The sequence below is a fragment of the Rhizobium sp. P2_G9 genome (genome assembly GCF_056403475.1).
In genome coordinates, this window is the sequence record NZ_JBFUFK010000038.1 from 126415 (window position 1) to 140541 (window position 14127).

General features: G+C 60.6%; 11 protein-coding genes. 3 read left to right on the plus strand and 8 right to left on the minus strand.

The features are described 5' to 3' along the window. Window position 1: 1 nt before the first annotated feature. The 4 genes from AC1DYF_RS28045 to AC1DYF_RS28060 form a co-directional block, all read right to left on the minus strand. Window positions 2–877 carry a carbohydrate ABC transporter permease gene (locus AC1DYF_RS28045; RefSeq protein WP_477880558.1) on the minus strand — a complete coding sequence of 292 codons (876 nt, stop codon included), beginning with the start codon at window positions 875–877 and terminating at the stop codon, window positions 2–4. Further along, window positions 877–1752: a carbohydrate ABC transporter permease gene (locus AC1DYF_RS28050; protein ID WP_477880559.1), complete on the minus strand. Its 876-nt coding sequence runs from the start codon at window positions 1750–1752 to the stop codon at window positions 877–879. Before AC1DYF_RS28050 ends, AC1DYF_RS28045 begins: the two co-directional genes overlap by 1 nt. Before the next feature lie 72 nt (window positions 1753–1824). Further along, a complete protein-coding gene (locus AC1DYF_RS28055) occupies window positions 1825–3060 on the minus strand; it encodes an ABC transporter substrate-binding protein (protein WP_477880561.1) in 1236 nt (411 codons plus the stop codon). 71 nt (window positions 3061–3131) lie between these two features. Then, complete coding sequence (locus AC1DYF_RS28060) at window positions 3132–5498, minus strand: beta-glucosidase (protein WP_477880563.1); 2367 nt, start codon at window positions 5496–5498, stop codon at window positions 3132–3134. Between the two features lie 188 nt (window positions 5499–5686). On the opposite strand from AC1DYF_RS28060, the gene AC1DYF_RS28065 reads away from it, so the two are divergent. Then, complete coding sequence (locus AC1DYF_RS28065; RefSeq protein ID WP_477880565.1) at window positions 5687–6754, plus strand: AraC family transcriptional regulator; 1068 nt, start codon at window positions 5687–5689, stop codon at window positions 6752–6754. A 137-nt stretch (window positions 6755–6891) separates the two neighbouring features. Here AC1DYF_RS28065 and AC1DYF_RS28070 read toward each other — a convergent pair whose 3' ends face one another. The 4 genes from AC1DYF_RS28070 to AC1DYF_RS28085 form a co-directional block, all read right to left on the minus strand. Beyond that, window positions 6892–8961: an oxidoreductase gene (locus AC1DYF_RS28070; RefSeq protein WP_477880567.1), complete on the minus strand. Its 2070-nt coding sequence runs from the start codon at window positions 8959–8961 to the stop codon at window positions 6892–6894. 75 nt (window positions 8962–9036) lie between these two features. Next, complete coding sequence (locus AC1DYF_RS28075; protein ID WP_477880569.1) at window positions 9037–10542, minus strand: aldehyde dehydrogenase; 1506 nt, start codon at window positions 10540–10542, stop codon at window positions 9037–9039. A 20-nt stretch (window positions 10543–10562) separates the two neighbouring features. Continuing rightward, complete coding sequence (locus tag AC1DYF_RS28080; RefSeq protein WP_477880571.1) at window positions 10563–11237, minus strand: DUF1028 domain-containing protein; 675 nt, start codon at window positions 11235–11237, stop codon at window positions 10563–10565. Window positions 11238–11246: 9 nt separating this feature from the next. Beyond that, window positions 11247–11660, minus strand: a complete 414-nt coding sequence (locus AC1DYF_RS28085) for a RidA family protein (RefSeq protein WP_477880573.1) — start codon at window positions 11658–11660, stop codon at window positions 11247–11249. A 546-nt stretch (window positions 11661–12206) separates the two neighbouring features. On the opposite strand from AC1DYF_RS28085, the gene AC1DYF_RS28090 reads away from it, so the two are divergent. Further along, on the plus strand, window positions 12207–12344 hold the full coding sequence (locus tag AC1DYF_RS28090; protein ID WP_477880575.1) for a hypothetical protein: 138 nt from the start codon (window positions 12207–12209) through the stop codon (window positions 12342–12344). Between the two features lie 168 nt (window positions 12345–12512). After that, entirely contained in the window at window positions 12513–13796 is a 1284-nt protein-coding gene (locus tag AC1DYF_RS28095; protein WP_477880577.1) for a hypothetical protein, read from the plus strand. Window positions 13797–14127 lie beyond the last annotated feature (331 nt).

Consider the following 14127-nt stretch of genomic DNA (forward strand, 5'->3'; position numbering starts at 1 on the left):
GTCAACCTTTGACGGCGCCGGCGGCGATGCCGCGGACGAAATAGCGGCCGGAGAGGAAATAGACGATAAGCGTGGGAATGGCGGTGATCAGGGCCGCGGCCATGTTGATGTTCGGATTGGCCGCACCTCTCGTATTGTTGACGATGTTGGTCAACTGCACCGTCATCGGCAGATTGTCGTTGCCGGCGAAGATGAAACCCAGGAGGTAATCATTCCAGATACCGGTGAACTGCAGGATCGCCACGACGACCAGGATGTTGATCGAGATCGGCAGGATGATCGACCAGAAGGTGCGCAGGAAGCTCGCTCCTTCCATCCGCGCCGCGCGGCTTATTTCTTCAGGCACGCCGACATAGAAATTTCGGAACAGCAGCGTCGTGTAAGGAAGACCATAGATGACGTGTATCGAGACGATGCCGGCATAGGTGCGGAACAGCCCGACATTACTGAGAATCTTGACCGTCGGATAGAGCATGGCCTGGTAGGGAATGAAGAGGCCGACAGTGACCAGGAACATTATGGCATTGGCATGGCGCGACCTCCACTGCGCCAGCGCATAGCCGTTGAGCGCCCCGGCCAAAGTCGATATCGCCACAGCCGGAACGGTGATCTTGATCGAGTTCCACAAGCCTGGACGAACCCCTTCGCATTCAAGACCGGTACATGCCGTTTTCCACGCCGCTATCCAGGAATCGAAATTCGGATGGATCGGCAGAGCGAGCAGGTTGCCCTGCCTGATTTCCTCCATCGGCTTCAGCGAGTTGATGATCACGAGCAGCAGCGGCAGCAGGAAAAAGATCGCCGACACGGTGAGGAAGGCGTAGAGACCGAGACGCGCCACGTGCGGACCGAATATGGATTTCTGAGCAACAGTCATCAGGTCCGCTTCCGGAATTCGCTGAGAAAATACGGCGTCAGCATCAGCAGCGATAGCACCAGCATCATGATCGACGCCGCCGAGGCAAGGCCGAGATTGATGCGCGCGAAATAGAAATCGACTGCGAACTTGGCTGGCATTTCGGTCGAAATGCCAGGACCGCCCTTTGTCATGGAGATGATCAGGTCATAACCGCGAATGACGTCCGACATCAGCAGCACGACGCATGAGGCGATCACCGGCCGCATGCCGGGAAAGATCACCTGGAGATAGGCGCGCCAGATCGGAATGCCCTCCATGCGGATCGCCTTCCAGAGATCGTTGTCGATGCCGCGCAGGCCTGCAAGTATGATGACCATGATCAGACCTGCCGAATGCCAGATGCCGGCGATGACCAGCGTATAGATGGCGCGGTCGGGCCGCATCAGCCAGTCGAAGGTGAAGCTGTCCCAGCCGCTTGCGCGCACCAAGGCCTGCAATCCGTTGACGGGATCGAGGAGCCAGCGCCAGGAAAGACCGGTGACGATCAGCGACACGGCAAGCGGATAGAGGAAAATAGTGCGGAACAGCGACTCCGCCTTGATCTGCCGATCGGCGAACACCGCGAGCAACATGCCGAAGGCAAGGGTGCCGAGGATGTAGAGCACGCCGAAGATTGCCATGTTGAGGCAGGAAACGAGCCAGCGATGGTTTGCGAACAGCTTCAGGTACTGATCGAAACCGACGATCTGATAGGTCGGCATCAATGTCGAACGCGTCAGCGACATGTAGAACGTCCAGGCGATCGATCCGTAGAAGAACAGCGCAATGATCGCAAAGAACACCGCGACTGTCATGTCTGGTCTGAAGGCCTGACGATTGAGCCACGTCGTCATTTTACCATCCTCCTCCTGGTCCACGGAAGGTGAGCGCCGGGACAGAAGACCGTCCGCCCCGACATCCCCTCGTCATTCGCTCCGGAGGATTTTGCTCAGGCTTTCGACGGCGGCTGCCGATGTCATCGACGGATCGGTCCAGAACTGCGTCGCAAGATCGGTCACTTGGCCGTTCAGATCCCCCGCGAGTGCGTCATAGGAAGCCGGAACGACGGCGCCCGGCTGGGCAAGCAGTTTTACCCCCTTCGTCGCGCAGATGTCGAGCATACTGGTATCGACATCGGACCGCGACGGAATCGAGCCCTTGACCGCGGCGATCTTGGCTTCCACTGCCGGGTCCATGATGGTTTGCGCCAGCAGAGTCTGCCCCTTGATGCGATCCTCATCCTTGTTCACCGGGAAGGCGAAGATATCGACCAGCACGGCATAGGCGGGCTTTTCGCTTGGCGCGAGGAAGCAGCCGAAATCCTTGCCTGCGACCTGGCCCGCCGCGAGAAACTCGCCGCGTGCCCAGTCACCCATGAACTGCATTCCGGCCTTGCCGGTGATCACCATATTGGTCGTGTCGTTCCACGAGCGGCCCGGGCTGGCAGGGTCGGCATAGGTCGAAACCTTGCGGAACAGGTCGAAGGCCTTGGGGAGGATGGGCGACTTCATGGCCTCGGGGTCACGCTTGACGAACAGCTGGTTCCAATAGTCGGGACCACCGAGGGCGATGACCATGTTGGTGAAGACCGACATTTCCTGCCAAGACTCTCCGCCCACGGCAAAGGCGGTATATCCAGCCGCCTTGAGCTTGTCGGCGGCGGCGAACATCTCGTCGAGGGTCTTTGGTTCCTCAATCTTCAGCTTGTCGAACGCCGACTTGGAATACCAGACCCAGTTCGAGGCATGAATGCCCACCGGCAGGCCGACGAGATGGCCGTTGACGACCAGCTTGTCCCAGATGAGCGGCGGCATGACCTTCTGCCAGGCGCCAGTGGAGGCAATATCGTCGAAATTGCGAAGCTGGCCCGCCGTGGCGAGGTCTTTCATCGCGGCGTTCGGCGTCATCAACAGAGCGGAGGGCGGCTCCCCGCCGGCAATGCGGCTGGTCGCCGCGGCAATCGCCGCATCGAAATCGGCAGCCGGACTGTCGATCCATTTGCCGCCACGCGCCTTGTAGGCATCGGCAATGGCATTCATCGCCTTGGATTCGCTGGCGCTGGTCCAGTATTGCAACACGTCGACGGTTTGGGCAAAGGCCGAGGTCGAGGCTGTGAGCAGCCCCAGAAACGCGACAGTTGAAGAGACTCGCTTGAATTTCATGTCAATTTCCTCCTTTGGAGTTCCCATTTTGATTTGAATGGGCGCGACGGTTTAACCGGAGCGCCTCGATGTCACGCCGCCCTGCCGACGGCTCCCCCCATTTCCTTGTTAAGGCTGTCGAGAAATGCCGCCATGTCGGATTTGGAGATCTTGTCGCCGGCAACCCAGGCGACCGTGTTGTAAATGCCGAGGAACGAGCCGCCGCAATAGTCCAGCATCTTCTCGCTTTCCTCATCGTCGAGGTCGAGCTGCTCCTGCAGAAACGCGCCGAAGCGGTTGCGGGCAAATTCCTGCTCGAGCAGCAGGAAGGGCTGGCTCTCGACATCGAGGAGGCTCGACGGCAAGGCAGCGGCCTGGACCTCGAGCACCGTTTCGAGGCGTATGTCGCGTGAGGAGGCACCGACTTCGATCGCCAGCTTGCCTGCGTCCAACAACCATTGGCGATAAGCCGGATCGTAATAGCGCAGGTCGCGCGCCGCGATCTGGATCTCCACCCTTTTGGTTTCACCCGGCTGCAGCGACACCTTGGCGAAGCCCTTGAGCTCGCGGATCGGACGGATCAGGCGCGGATTATGGGGCCGTGCATAGAGCTGGGCAATTTCCTTGCCGGAAACGCCGCCGGTATTCGTCACGTCAAAGGAGACCGTGAACGTGCTTGAGGCGCCGATCCTGTCGGTGTCGACCGTGACGTTCGCATAGTCGAACGACGTGTAGCTCATGCCGAAACCGAAAGGAAAGAGCGGCGCGAGCCGGCGCTTGTCATAGGAGCGGTAGCCGACATGGATACCTTCGCTATAGATGTGCCGGTTGTTCTCGCCCGGATAGGTGAGGAAGCCGGGCGTATCTTCGAGCTGCATCGGGAAAGTGACGGTCAGCTTGCCGCAGGGATTCTGCTTGCCGAACAGCACTTCGGCAACGGCATGCCCCGCCCCCTGTCCGCCGAAGAAGGCGGCAAGCACCGCCGCTGTCTGGTCGATCCAGGGCATGACGACCGCATCCGGCGTCGCCAGGATCACTGCGAACTTGCCGTTGCGGCGTGACAAGCGCTCGATGAGCGCATCCTGGCCGTCGTGCAGATTGAGATGCGTGCGGTCGGAGCCCTCACCGTCGTAACCGACTTCGGTATTGCCGAAGAAGAGGACAATGTCAGCGGCATCGATATCGGCAAGGGCGGCCCGCTCCATGGCGCTGCCGGCTTCGAAATCGGCAATTGCATGGAAGCTCACAGCGGCGCCCGGCGCCATAAGGAGGATTTCATTGAGCGGAATATCGACCTCGGTGGGGCGCGTCGTCGCGCAACCCGAGCCCTGGATGACCGGCTCGCTGGCGGCTGCACCGACGATGGCAATCTTGCGGAGCTTGTTACCATCGAGCGGCAGCAGGTTGCCCTCGTTCTTCAGGAGAACGATCGATTCAGCCGCCATGCGCCGTGAAAGCGCGTGATGCGCTTTTAAATCTGCCGCGGCATTCGGCTGGATGCTGTTGCGGGCCGTGCGAACCAGTTTGAGCAGGCGCAGGCAGGAGCGATCGAGGACCTCGACCGGCACGCGTCCAGCCTCGACTGCTTCCAGCAGCTCCTGCTTGCGGGCGCCGCTCTCCGGCATATCGAGATCATTGCCGGCATTCAGCGACGCCGGCCTGTCCTTGATGCCATGCCAGTCGGAGACGACCACACCATCATAGCCCCATTCGTCGCGCAGGACGTCCGTAAGCAGCCAGTGGTTCTCCGCCGCCTGCACGTCGTTCAGCCTGTTGTAGGAGCTCATGACGGTCCACGGATTGCTTTTGCGGATGGCCCGCTCGAAGCCGGCGAGATAGATTTCGCGCAGCGCCCGTTCCTCGACCACCGAGCTCATCGTCGTGCGCTGGACTTCGGAATTGTTGCAGGCGAAATGCTTGAGCGCCGCACCGACACCGTTCTTCTGCAAGCCATTGATCACTGCGGCGGCGATCTCGCCCGTCAGAACCGGATCTTCCGAATAATATTCGTAGCTCCGTCCGGCAAGCGGTGTGCGGCGGATGTTGATGCCGGGTCCAAGCAATATGTTTACGCCGAAGGCCTGGCATTCGAGGGCGAGCGCCACGCCCAGTTCATGCGCCAGATCGACATCCCAGGAACAGGCAAATGACGAGCCGTTCGGAAAGCACGTCGCCGGACGCGTCGTTCCGAAGGCAGTCTCGACCCCTTCGGCCGCATCCGCGTTGACGACGCTCAGGAACGATGCGAGCTGGCTGTCGTGATCCTGCGGGCCGTCGATCTGTTCGACCGAATAGCGAACCCCATATGTTCCGTCGGTCATCAGCACTTCGGGGATATTCAGGCGATAGTTGGCGGCGGTGCGCCAGAGGCCACTGCCGCTGACCATCGCCACCTTTTCCTCCAGCGTCATCTGATCGACCAACTGGCTTAGATCTTTATCGGTGAGATCCCACGTCATTGCCATTCCATTCCAATGCTTGGCTATTGTGGCGGCCTTTGCCGGCCGGTTCCCGGTGCGGCATTGCCAGCCGCCTCAATGATGAATGGATTGATGACATAGGAAACACACCTCATCTAGCCGCGAAAATTGCTCTGGAGTTACGACAGTTTTTGATATTTAATCGATTTTGAGTGAGGAGCACGACAATGAACACCGCTTTTCTGAAGGTCGAACCCTGGCAGGACGGACGGAGCTGCGGTTTCGAGGCGCATGAACCGTCTGCGGATGTCCATTGCCGTCCCTTCGTCCACGGATATGCGGATGTGCCATATCATTGGCATCGGGAGATGGAGATCCTCTTCGTCCTCAGGGGAAGCTTCCGATTGGTCGTCGATGGTCAGACATGCGAGATGAACGAGGAGGATTTGATCATCATCAACGCCGACGTGCCGCACAATTCGGCATCGATTTCGCGTGATGCACTGATCTGCGGCGTTCACCTCGATGTCGGCCATTTCGAGCGCATGGGGCTGCCCGGCTTTGCGACGCGCCACTACCTCTGCCGCACCTTTCTGCACAGCCGCTCGTTCATGAGCCGCGTGGCGCCGATCAAGGCCTTCATGGCCAGAATGATCCTTGACCAGACCAACCATCYGGAAGAGGCCATGGTCCGACTGACGTCTGCCAATCTCCTGGCCTGCTATGTCTATCGACACATTGCCTACGAGAATGCCGATCATTCGAACGCGCAGCTTCGATCGGACAGCCGCGGGCGGATCCTGAAGATCATGGACAAGCTCGATGGGAGAGACGACAACCGGCTGCTCGGCGCCATCGCCGAGGCCGAGGGACTGACGCTCAGTCATCTCTCACGGCTGTTTAAACGCCATCTCGGCATCGGCTACAGAGACTATTCCCAAAATATCAGGCTCGACCGGGCTGCAGAGGAATTGCGCACGACCGAACGGACGATCAGTACCATCATGGAGCAACAGAGCTTCGGCAACCCAGCCGTTTTCTATAATAAATTTCGTTCCAGGTTCGGCTGCAGCCCCGCCGAGTACCGGCGCGGCCGGCAATTGAAAAAGCTGGAGAGCATGCTCACCGACGAAGACGCCGCGGCAGCGCAGAACCTGTTGCTGACCCACGCATCCGGAATTGGCAAAGCCACCGACCTTGCAATCGGATTGGCGCATGGGGGAAAGCGCCAGACGATCATAAGCGCGCCGCATGGCTTTGGACCGCAACACGTCGCCGCTGCCAGGCAGAAATAGATCACTTTTTGATCTTTTCCACCTGGCAAATTTGATCACGCGGAGCAGGCCGAGGACGTCGGGTGCTCGATTGGCGATGCCCTGGCGGCGAGCGGTCACTGGATCGCCAATTGCCGCGACCGTGCGCCGGCACCATCCTATTCCGCTGCCAGCGCCGCGACTTCCCGCCGGAATGGCAGCGCATCACCGATGTCCGGTTCATCCAGTTCACGCGCAAACCGATGGCCGGCATATGTCGCCCAGGCGATGGGACCCGGCGCTTCCGCATCTCCAATGACCTTGATGGAGCGGATGCCGTTCTGCTCCCACTCGCCTCGACGCCGCTGAAGATCGCGCCAGACGCCGTCATTCTCCTGGCGCGATGTCACCAGGACGACCGCATCGGCCGCAATCTCCCTCGCTCTGCCGGTGTAGACGCAAGAAGAGACGACGCCTCCCGCCGTGACCCGCGCAACGGACTGGTTGAGCACGATCTCGACGCCGAGTTCGGCAAGGCGGCGATGGATGGCGCCTTGCTCCAGCGTATTGCGCGTCCAGTCCGACACATAGGCAGCAGGTGTGATCAAAGTCACGCTGGCGCCGTTGCGCGCCATCAGTTCGGCCAGCACACCACCCATGTAATAATGGTCGTCATCGAACAGCACCACCTTGCCGGCCGGGATATCTCCATTCATGAGATCATCTGGCGTATAGACCTTCATGGCGGGATCCATCGGCATAGGCACGACATGCGCCCGCGCAACGCCATCCCGCCGCCAGCTCGAACCCGTCGCGATCGCGACATTGTCAAAGCCGAAGGCCAGGATATCTTCCGCCGACAGCCGGCTCTCGAAATAGACGTCGACATTCGGCATCTGGCTCAATTGATATTGCCGATAGTCGCGCACGCGTCCCCATGCCGACAAACCGGGCAGCCGACATTCGCGTGCGACGCGGCCGCCAAGTTCCGTACCGGCCTCGGCCAGCGCCACCCGATACCCCCTCAGGCCCAAAGCGCGAGCCGCCTCCAATCCGGCAGGACCGGCGCCGACAATCAGCACGCTCTCGCTCGCCCCTTTCGCCTGCATGCGCTCCGGGTGCCAGCCCTTGCGCCATTCTTCCATGAATGTCGGGTTTTGCGTGCAGCGCGAGATCGACATGGTCATGTCGCCGGTAATGCAGATATTGCAGCCGATGCATTCCCTTATGTCTTCAATCCGCCCCTCCTCGATCTTCCTGGGCAGGAACGGGTCCGCGATCGAAGGCCTGGCGCAGCCGATGAAATCAAGTATTCCCGACTTGATCATCCGAACCATGACATCCGGCGACGTGAACCGGCCGACGCCGACCACAGGCTTGGTCGTCAGCTCCCGGATGCCCTTCACCAGAGCCTCTTGCGCCGCCTCCTCCTTGAAACGCGAGGGACCGGAACAGTCTTCCCAGGCGCCATGCGCAAGATCCCAGAGGTCGGGCAGATCGGCATGCATTTCCACCATGTCGCGGACTTCCGCGTTGGAAAAGCCGAGTTCGCCGATGATTTCGTCGAGAGAAATCCTGAGCGTCAAGCCGCAGGTATCGCCGATCGCGTCGCGCCCCTCCTCGATCAGCTCCCGCATCAGACGGGTGCGGTTTTCGAGGGAGCCGCCATATTCATCTGTTCGCTGGTTTGTCGCTGCCGAGAGGAAATGCTGGATGATGCCGAAGCCATGGGCACCATAGAGACAGACAAGATCGAAACCGGCCTGTTTTGCCCGCTTATAGGCGTTTCTGTGCCAGCGACGGAGGTCGCGGATATCCTGCTTGTCCATCGCCCTCGCCTGTACCGGATCATTGGTGAATGTCCGGATGGGCAGTGCAGAGGGGCCGCGCGGAACCTCCTTCGTGTAGAGATTGGGGCCGTTGATGCCCGAATAGGCAAGCTGGATTCCGGCCAGGGCGCCATATTCATGCATGGCCTTCGCCATCTTCGCCAGCATCGGAATGTCGGCATCGTCCCAGAGCCGTAGCTCGATGAACGGCGTGATCTCGGACGTATGGTGCATCTCGGTCTGCTCGGTGAAGATCACCCCCCAGCCGCCCTCGGATTTCATCCGGCGCATTTCCGCTGCCGCCGACGGGTCGCGATAGCCGCCGCCATTGCAGTGTGGAACCTGGTAGAACCGGTTCTTTGCCGTGACCGGCCCAATCTTCATCGGCTCGAACAAGATATCGTAGCGCGGATCGCGCATGCGCCTCTCCTCAACGGGACTTAACACTTGCCGGAACCGCAAGGGCGTTGTCGTACGCTGCTCCCTCCGGTCCCATCAAGGCAACGTCGCTTGGTATTTGATCCAGGTCGTCTTCAGTGCCGTGTATTTGTCCAGCGAATGCAGCGATAAGTCCCTGCCGAAGCCCGATTGCTTGATGCCGCCGAACGGCGTCATCGGACTGAGCGCATCCACGGTGTTGACCGACACCGTGCCGGCGCGCAGGCGGCTGGAGACGCGGTGGGCTCTCGACAGATTGCTGGTCCACACCGACGCCGCCAGGCCGTAAGCCGAGTCATTGGCCATTCGGATCGCCCCTTCCTCGCCGTCGAAGGCAACGATCGCCAGCACCGGACCAAAAATCTCATCGCGTGCGAGCTGATTGTCGGGCGAGACCTCGTCGAAGATTGTCGGCACGACGAAGCTGCCGAGGCCATTTACCGTCACCTGCTGCCCGCCGGTGACCAGACGGGCGGTTTGCTTGCCGGCCTCGATGAAGCGCATGACATTGGCCGCGTGGCCCGCATCGACCATGGCGCCCATCCTGGAGGCAGGGTCGAGCGGATCGCCCGGCTGCATCGCAGATGCGCGCTCCACCAGCTTGTCGACCAGCACATCCTTGATGCTTCTCTCGACAAGAAGACGCGAATTGGCCGAACACACCTCACCTTGATTGAAGAATATGCCGAAGGCGGCCATATCCGCGGCGGCATCCAGATCGCTGCAATCGGCAAAGACGAGATTGGGGCTTTTACCACCTGTCTCAAGCCAGACCTGCTTCATATTGGACTGGCCGGAATAGGTGAGAAACAGCTTACCGACGGCTGTCGAGCCTGTGAATGCCAGGCAATCGACATCCATATGCCGCCCGAGTGCCTGGCCGGCGGTTTCACCATAGCCCGGCACCACGTTCAGCACGCCCGGCGGCAGGCCGGCCTCCAAAGCCAGTTCCGCCAGCCTGAGCGCCGAAAGCGGCGACTGCTCGGCCGGTTTCAGCACGACGGAATTCCCTGCCGCGAGCGCCGGAGCACATTTCCAGGTCGCCATATCCAGGGGAAAATTCCACGGCACGACCGCGCCCACGACCCCGAGCGGCTCTCGGCTGATCAGAACCAGATCGCCTTCGCCGGTGGGGGCGATTTCACCGTAAAGCTTGTCTATGGCTTCCGCATACCATTGAAATATCGCGGCGGATCCCGGCACGTCGACGGTGGCGGCATCCTGCACCAGCTTGCCCATGCCGAGAGATTCAAGCAGCGCAAGCTCGACCAGGTTTTCGCGCAACAGGTTCGCCAGGCGCAGAAGGACCTCCTTGCGATGCAATGGCGCGGCTCTCGACCAGGCACCGCTTTCGAAGCTGCGCCGCGCGGCAGCGACGGCAAGATCAACGTCGTCTTCGCCGCACGAGGCGATCTCCGCCAATGTCGCACCGGTTGCCGGGTTTACGCTGGCAAATGTGCGCCCCGAACGGGCGGCGACGAATTTGCCGTCGATGAAGGCTTTGTCGCGGAAGCGGATTGCCGCCGCCTTCTCAGTCCAATCCCGATGGCTAAGCTCTGCCATGCCCTCGTCCTCTCCCAATACTATTCGTCGCCGGCAACGCCGTAGCTCGGCGCCTCCAAAGGGTTGAGCGCCCGCGTGACATAGGCGTCGAGCTGCGGCTTGTAGATGTCCCAGAGTTTCGCCAGTTCCTCGATCGGGCAGTTTTCGCTCCAGTCGCAACGAAGGTCGGCGACCGGCCATTGCACGTCCCGCACCAGCCGCATCCCGGCGGAGCGGACGGGACCTGCCTCGCCACCCGCTTTCAATGCGGCGCGCATGGTGGATATGAGCCGATCCCCGAGATGGCCGGAGCTCGAAAGAAAGGCATCGACCATGGCCTGCGGCACGGACGGATTGGCCAGAAGGTTGCCGCCACAGGCGACGCCCCCGGCCTGTGCCCCTGCCCAGATGCCCAGCGCCTTGGAACCGGAATGGATCGCCGTCGCGCCCTGCGCATCGACGACAAGAAGCTGCCGATAGTCTCTGTAGGGCTCCGCGCGCCGCAGGATCTCCACGGTCTCGGACGCCGATGCGCCTCGCGCCAGCAGGTCCAGTGCCTGCGGTCCCAACATGGGATTGGTAACGTTCTGGCTGGCGACGGCGCCGACATGGGCCTGGGCATAGGCACACCGTGCCGCCACTGCCGGCGATGACGACGAAACCGCCACGCCGAACATACCCGTATCCGCGCATCGAGCGACGATCGAGAAGGTCATGGAAGCATCCTAATCCGGAATTACCGCTGTGCCGTCGATCTCGACAAGCCATTCCGGCCGGGCGAGCGCCTGGACGACGAGGCCCGTCGAGACGGGATACACACCCTTGATATACTCACCCATGGTGCGATACACAGCCTCCCGGTGCCTGATGTCGGTGATGTAGACGACGACCTTGACCAGGTGCTCCATGGTGCCGCCACACTCCTCGATCAGCTGCTTGATATTCTGCATGACCTTGTGCGTCTGCTCGACGGGGTCATGGCTGTCGATATTCTTGGCCGTGTCCAGATCCTGAGGGCACTGTCCTCTCAGGAAAATCATCGTGCCGCGCGCGACGACAGCCTGGCAAAGGTCATTGTCGAGCTTCTGTTCCGGATAGGTGTCCTTGGTGTTGAATGTGCGATGCCTGTGGTGCTGCATGTTGCCCTTCCATTTCACGATCGGCGGAAAACGTCCCTGCCTGCGGGATCGTGGCGTTGATTGATGTCGGAGACAATTATTTTCGCTCCCCTTGCCGAAGCCGAAGAGAAGCGCCGTTCAGCCTGACATGTGCAACCTCCCCTCGTGCCGCACGCGCTGGCGCGAATATCTGCCGACGTTATCCATGGCAGCGGCGAAGGGTAAAGTCGCAGTTTTCTCATCTCGGCTTAGGCTGAGGCTAATCAACGCGCCTGCGGCAAAAGATATTCGGCAATTTGAAGCATGGACAAACCGGTGCACTCGGTTTCTTTCACCCACCTTCGCCGAGGCCGAGCCTGCCGCGTCCGGCGAAATACTATTTCCCTTGTCATGAGTTCAGGAAATCCAAAGTCGCTGCCGCTGCTTGTGCAGAATGCCACAACTGGAAGCGCGGCAAATCACGATTCACCTGAGCCACATTGGCTGCAAAGCGAATGGCAACGCATGGGTCGATAGGAGCGACCTAGAAAACGGCACGACAAGATCGGCCTCACCGCCTTCGACTTTGTGGCGAGCTTTGCCGAACTCATCAAGCATCACGCCGTTCGATCGGGAACGGATGTCGTGATTTCGTCCGGCACGGACACGCTCACGCGCGACGATGTCACGCTCGACCAGTTCGATGCCTCGGACTTCGTGCAGTAAGCATATCGAAGCCTTTGCAGAACCAACGCGGCTGAACTTCGGATGGCCCCACTTGCGTCGGGGGCATCGCTCGCTCACACGATTGCCCTGGATGCCCCTTGCACACGATATCCATTTCAATCTATGCGTACTTTACTGACTGAGGCTCTCTTACCATTTGCACAATTGATGATTTCTCTCCCGTTTCTCCTGCACACCGCCCTCTTCATCCTCCTCCTGCTCTGCCTGCAACTGCTGCTCCGGGCCGGCAGCGGCCGCGCGATCGTCACGATCAGCCGCCGTTCCCCTGCAGATGTCGCGACGACCTGGGCTAATCTCCAGCACGCCTGGGAAAAGACCGGCCTGACTTTCGCGCCAAGCGATGTTCTTGTCGCCGAGGATGGCACATGCACGATCAGGTCGCGCCACTCCCCCGAAATTGACGCGATTATCATGCGGCCGCTGCCCGCGCCCGGGCAGCATTCCATCGTCTTTGCGGTCGAGAGCACCTATGGCCTGCCGATGGCCAAGGATATCCAGCATTTCGAGCATTGGCGGGTCGAACCCGATGGCGCAGGTTCACGTGTCATCCTTGAGACGCGTTTTCGCGCAAACCTCGCCGGCACGATCAAGAACCTCCGGGCACTCTGGAAACAGGCCGGCATCGTAGCCTCGCCGGAAGCCGGCCAGCGCATAGCCGATATCGATGCGCGACCGACCCCTGCCGCCGAAAACGGTCCGAACGGCAATGCTGCGGCGAAAGCGCCGCGCAGGATCACGCCCGCCCGCCTGCCCTCCCACTACGGCCGGGAAGCGGCGATGTCGCTGCTCGCCTTTGCCTACCTGTTGACGCAATACAAATGGCAGTCCGCCATCGTGCTGGCAGGCGTCATCCTCTGGCACGAGTTTGGTCATCTCGTCGCCTACAGGCTGACGGGCAAGACCGGCAACCGGCTGATGCTGGTGCCGTTCTTCGGCGGCGTTGCCGTGGCGGGAGCACCACACAAAAGCGAGTTCGAGAAAGCCTTCTGCTCCCTCATGGGTCCGGGCCTTTGCGCGCCGCTGAGCCTCGGCAGTTTCGCGCTCTGGTATTATGACGTGGCGCCAGACTATGATCAGTGGTTCTGGCACATCTTGCTTTTCAGCTCGATCCTGAACCTGCTGAACCTCTTGCCGATCTATCCGCTCGATGGTGGCCAGACGGCCGAAAGCTTCCTGCGCTCCTTCCTGCCGTCCTCGCTTCTGGTGCACCTGTCCGGCCTCTCAGTCGCCGGCCTCATTGTGCTCCTGGGTTACGGCTACTACGAAATGGCGACATACGTCGGCATCTTCTGCCTGATGAGCTTGAGGAACCTGCCCTCGCACTCCTATCTGCCGGCAATGTCGGGCCGGCAGGCATTGGCGATGGCGTTGTTTTATGCGGTGATCGTCGCTGTGCATGGCGGGGTGTTTTATTACATCATGTCGACGTGACGTGAGGCGGACATACGAACGATCGCTTCGTTGCGTGACCAGCCCCCCGACTTGCCGGGGCGCAAAGAGAAAAAACGCGTCGGCAGCAGCCAAAATATGCGACGCGCTTTCTGCCGATCCTGGCCCAGCGGAACTCTTCCCAATCGCTGCCAGAGGCCGACGCCGTAACATCAAACGCCTTCGGCGAGGTAGAACCGATACTGAGCGGCCTGCTCCACAGCGGCCGCCGCGCCCGCAGCACCCTTGACGCTTTGCGCAAATCGCTGTCGACGCGGTTGTTCGGCAACCCGTCGTCACGGCAGGGCATGCATCATATCCTTCACTCAGTGGA

Coding starts and splice junctions, on each gene's coding strand:
- AC1DYF_RS28095 (WP_477880577.1), top strand. CDS start 12,513: ATGATTTCTCTCCCGTTTCTCCTGCACACCGCCCTCTTCATCCTCCTC.
- AC1DYF_RS28070 (WP_477880567.1), bottom strand. CDS start 8,961: ATGCGCGATCCGCGCTACGATATCTTGTTCGAGCCGATGAAGATTGGG.
- AC1DYF_RS28050 (WP_477880559.1), bottom strand. CDS start 1,752: ATGACGACGTGGCTCAATCGTCAGGCCTTCAGACCAGACATGACAGTC.
- AC1DYF_RS28060 (WP_477880563.1), bottom strand. CDS start 5,498: ATGACGTGGGATCTCACCGATAAAGATCTAAGCCAGTTGGTCGATCAG.
- AC1DYF_RS28075 (WP_477880569.1), bottom strand. CDS start 10,542: ATGGCAGAGCTTAGCCATCGGGATTGGACTGAGAAGGCGGCGGCAATC.
- AC1DYF_RS28045 (WP_477880558.1), bottom strand. CDS start 877: ATGACTGTTGCTCAGAAATCCATATTCGGTCCGCACGTGGCGCGTCTC.
- AC1DYF_RS28080 (WP_477880571.1), bottom strand. CDS start 11,237: ATGACCTTCTCGATCGTCGCTCGATGCGCGGATACGGGTATGTTCGGC.
- AC1DYF_RS28085 (WP_477880573.1), bottom strand. CDS start 11,660: ATGCAGCACCACAGGCATCGCACATTCAACACCAAGGACACCTATCCG.
- AC1DYF_RS28055 (WP_477880561.1), bottom strand. CDS start 3,060: ATGAAATTCAAGCGAGTCTCTTCAACTGTCGCGTTTCTGGGGCTGCTC.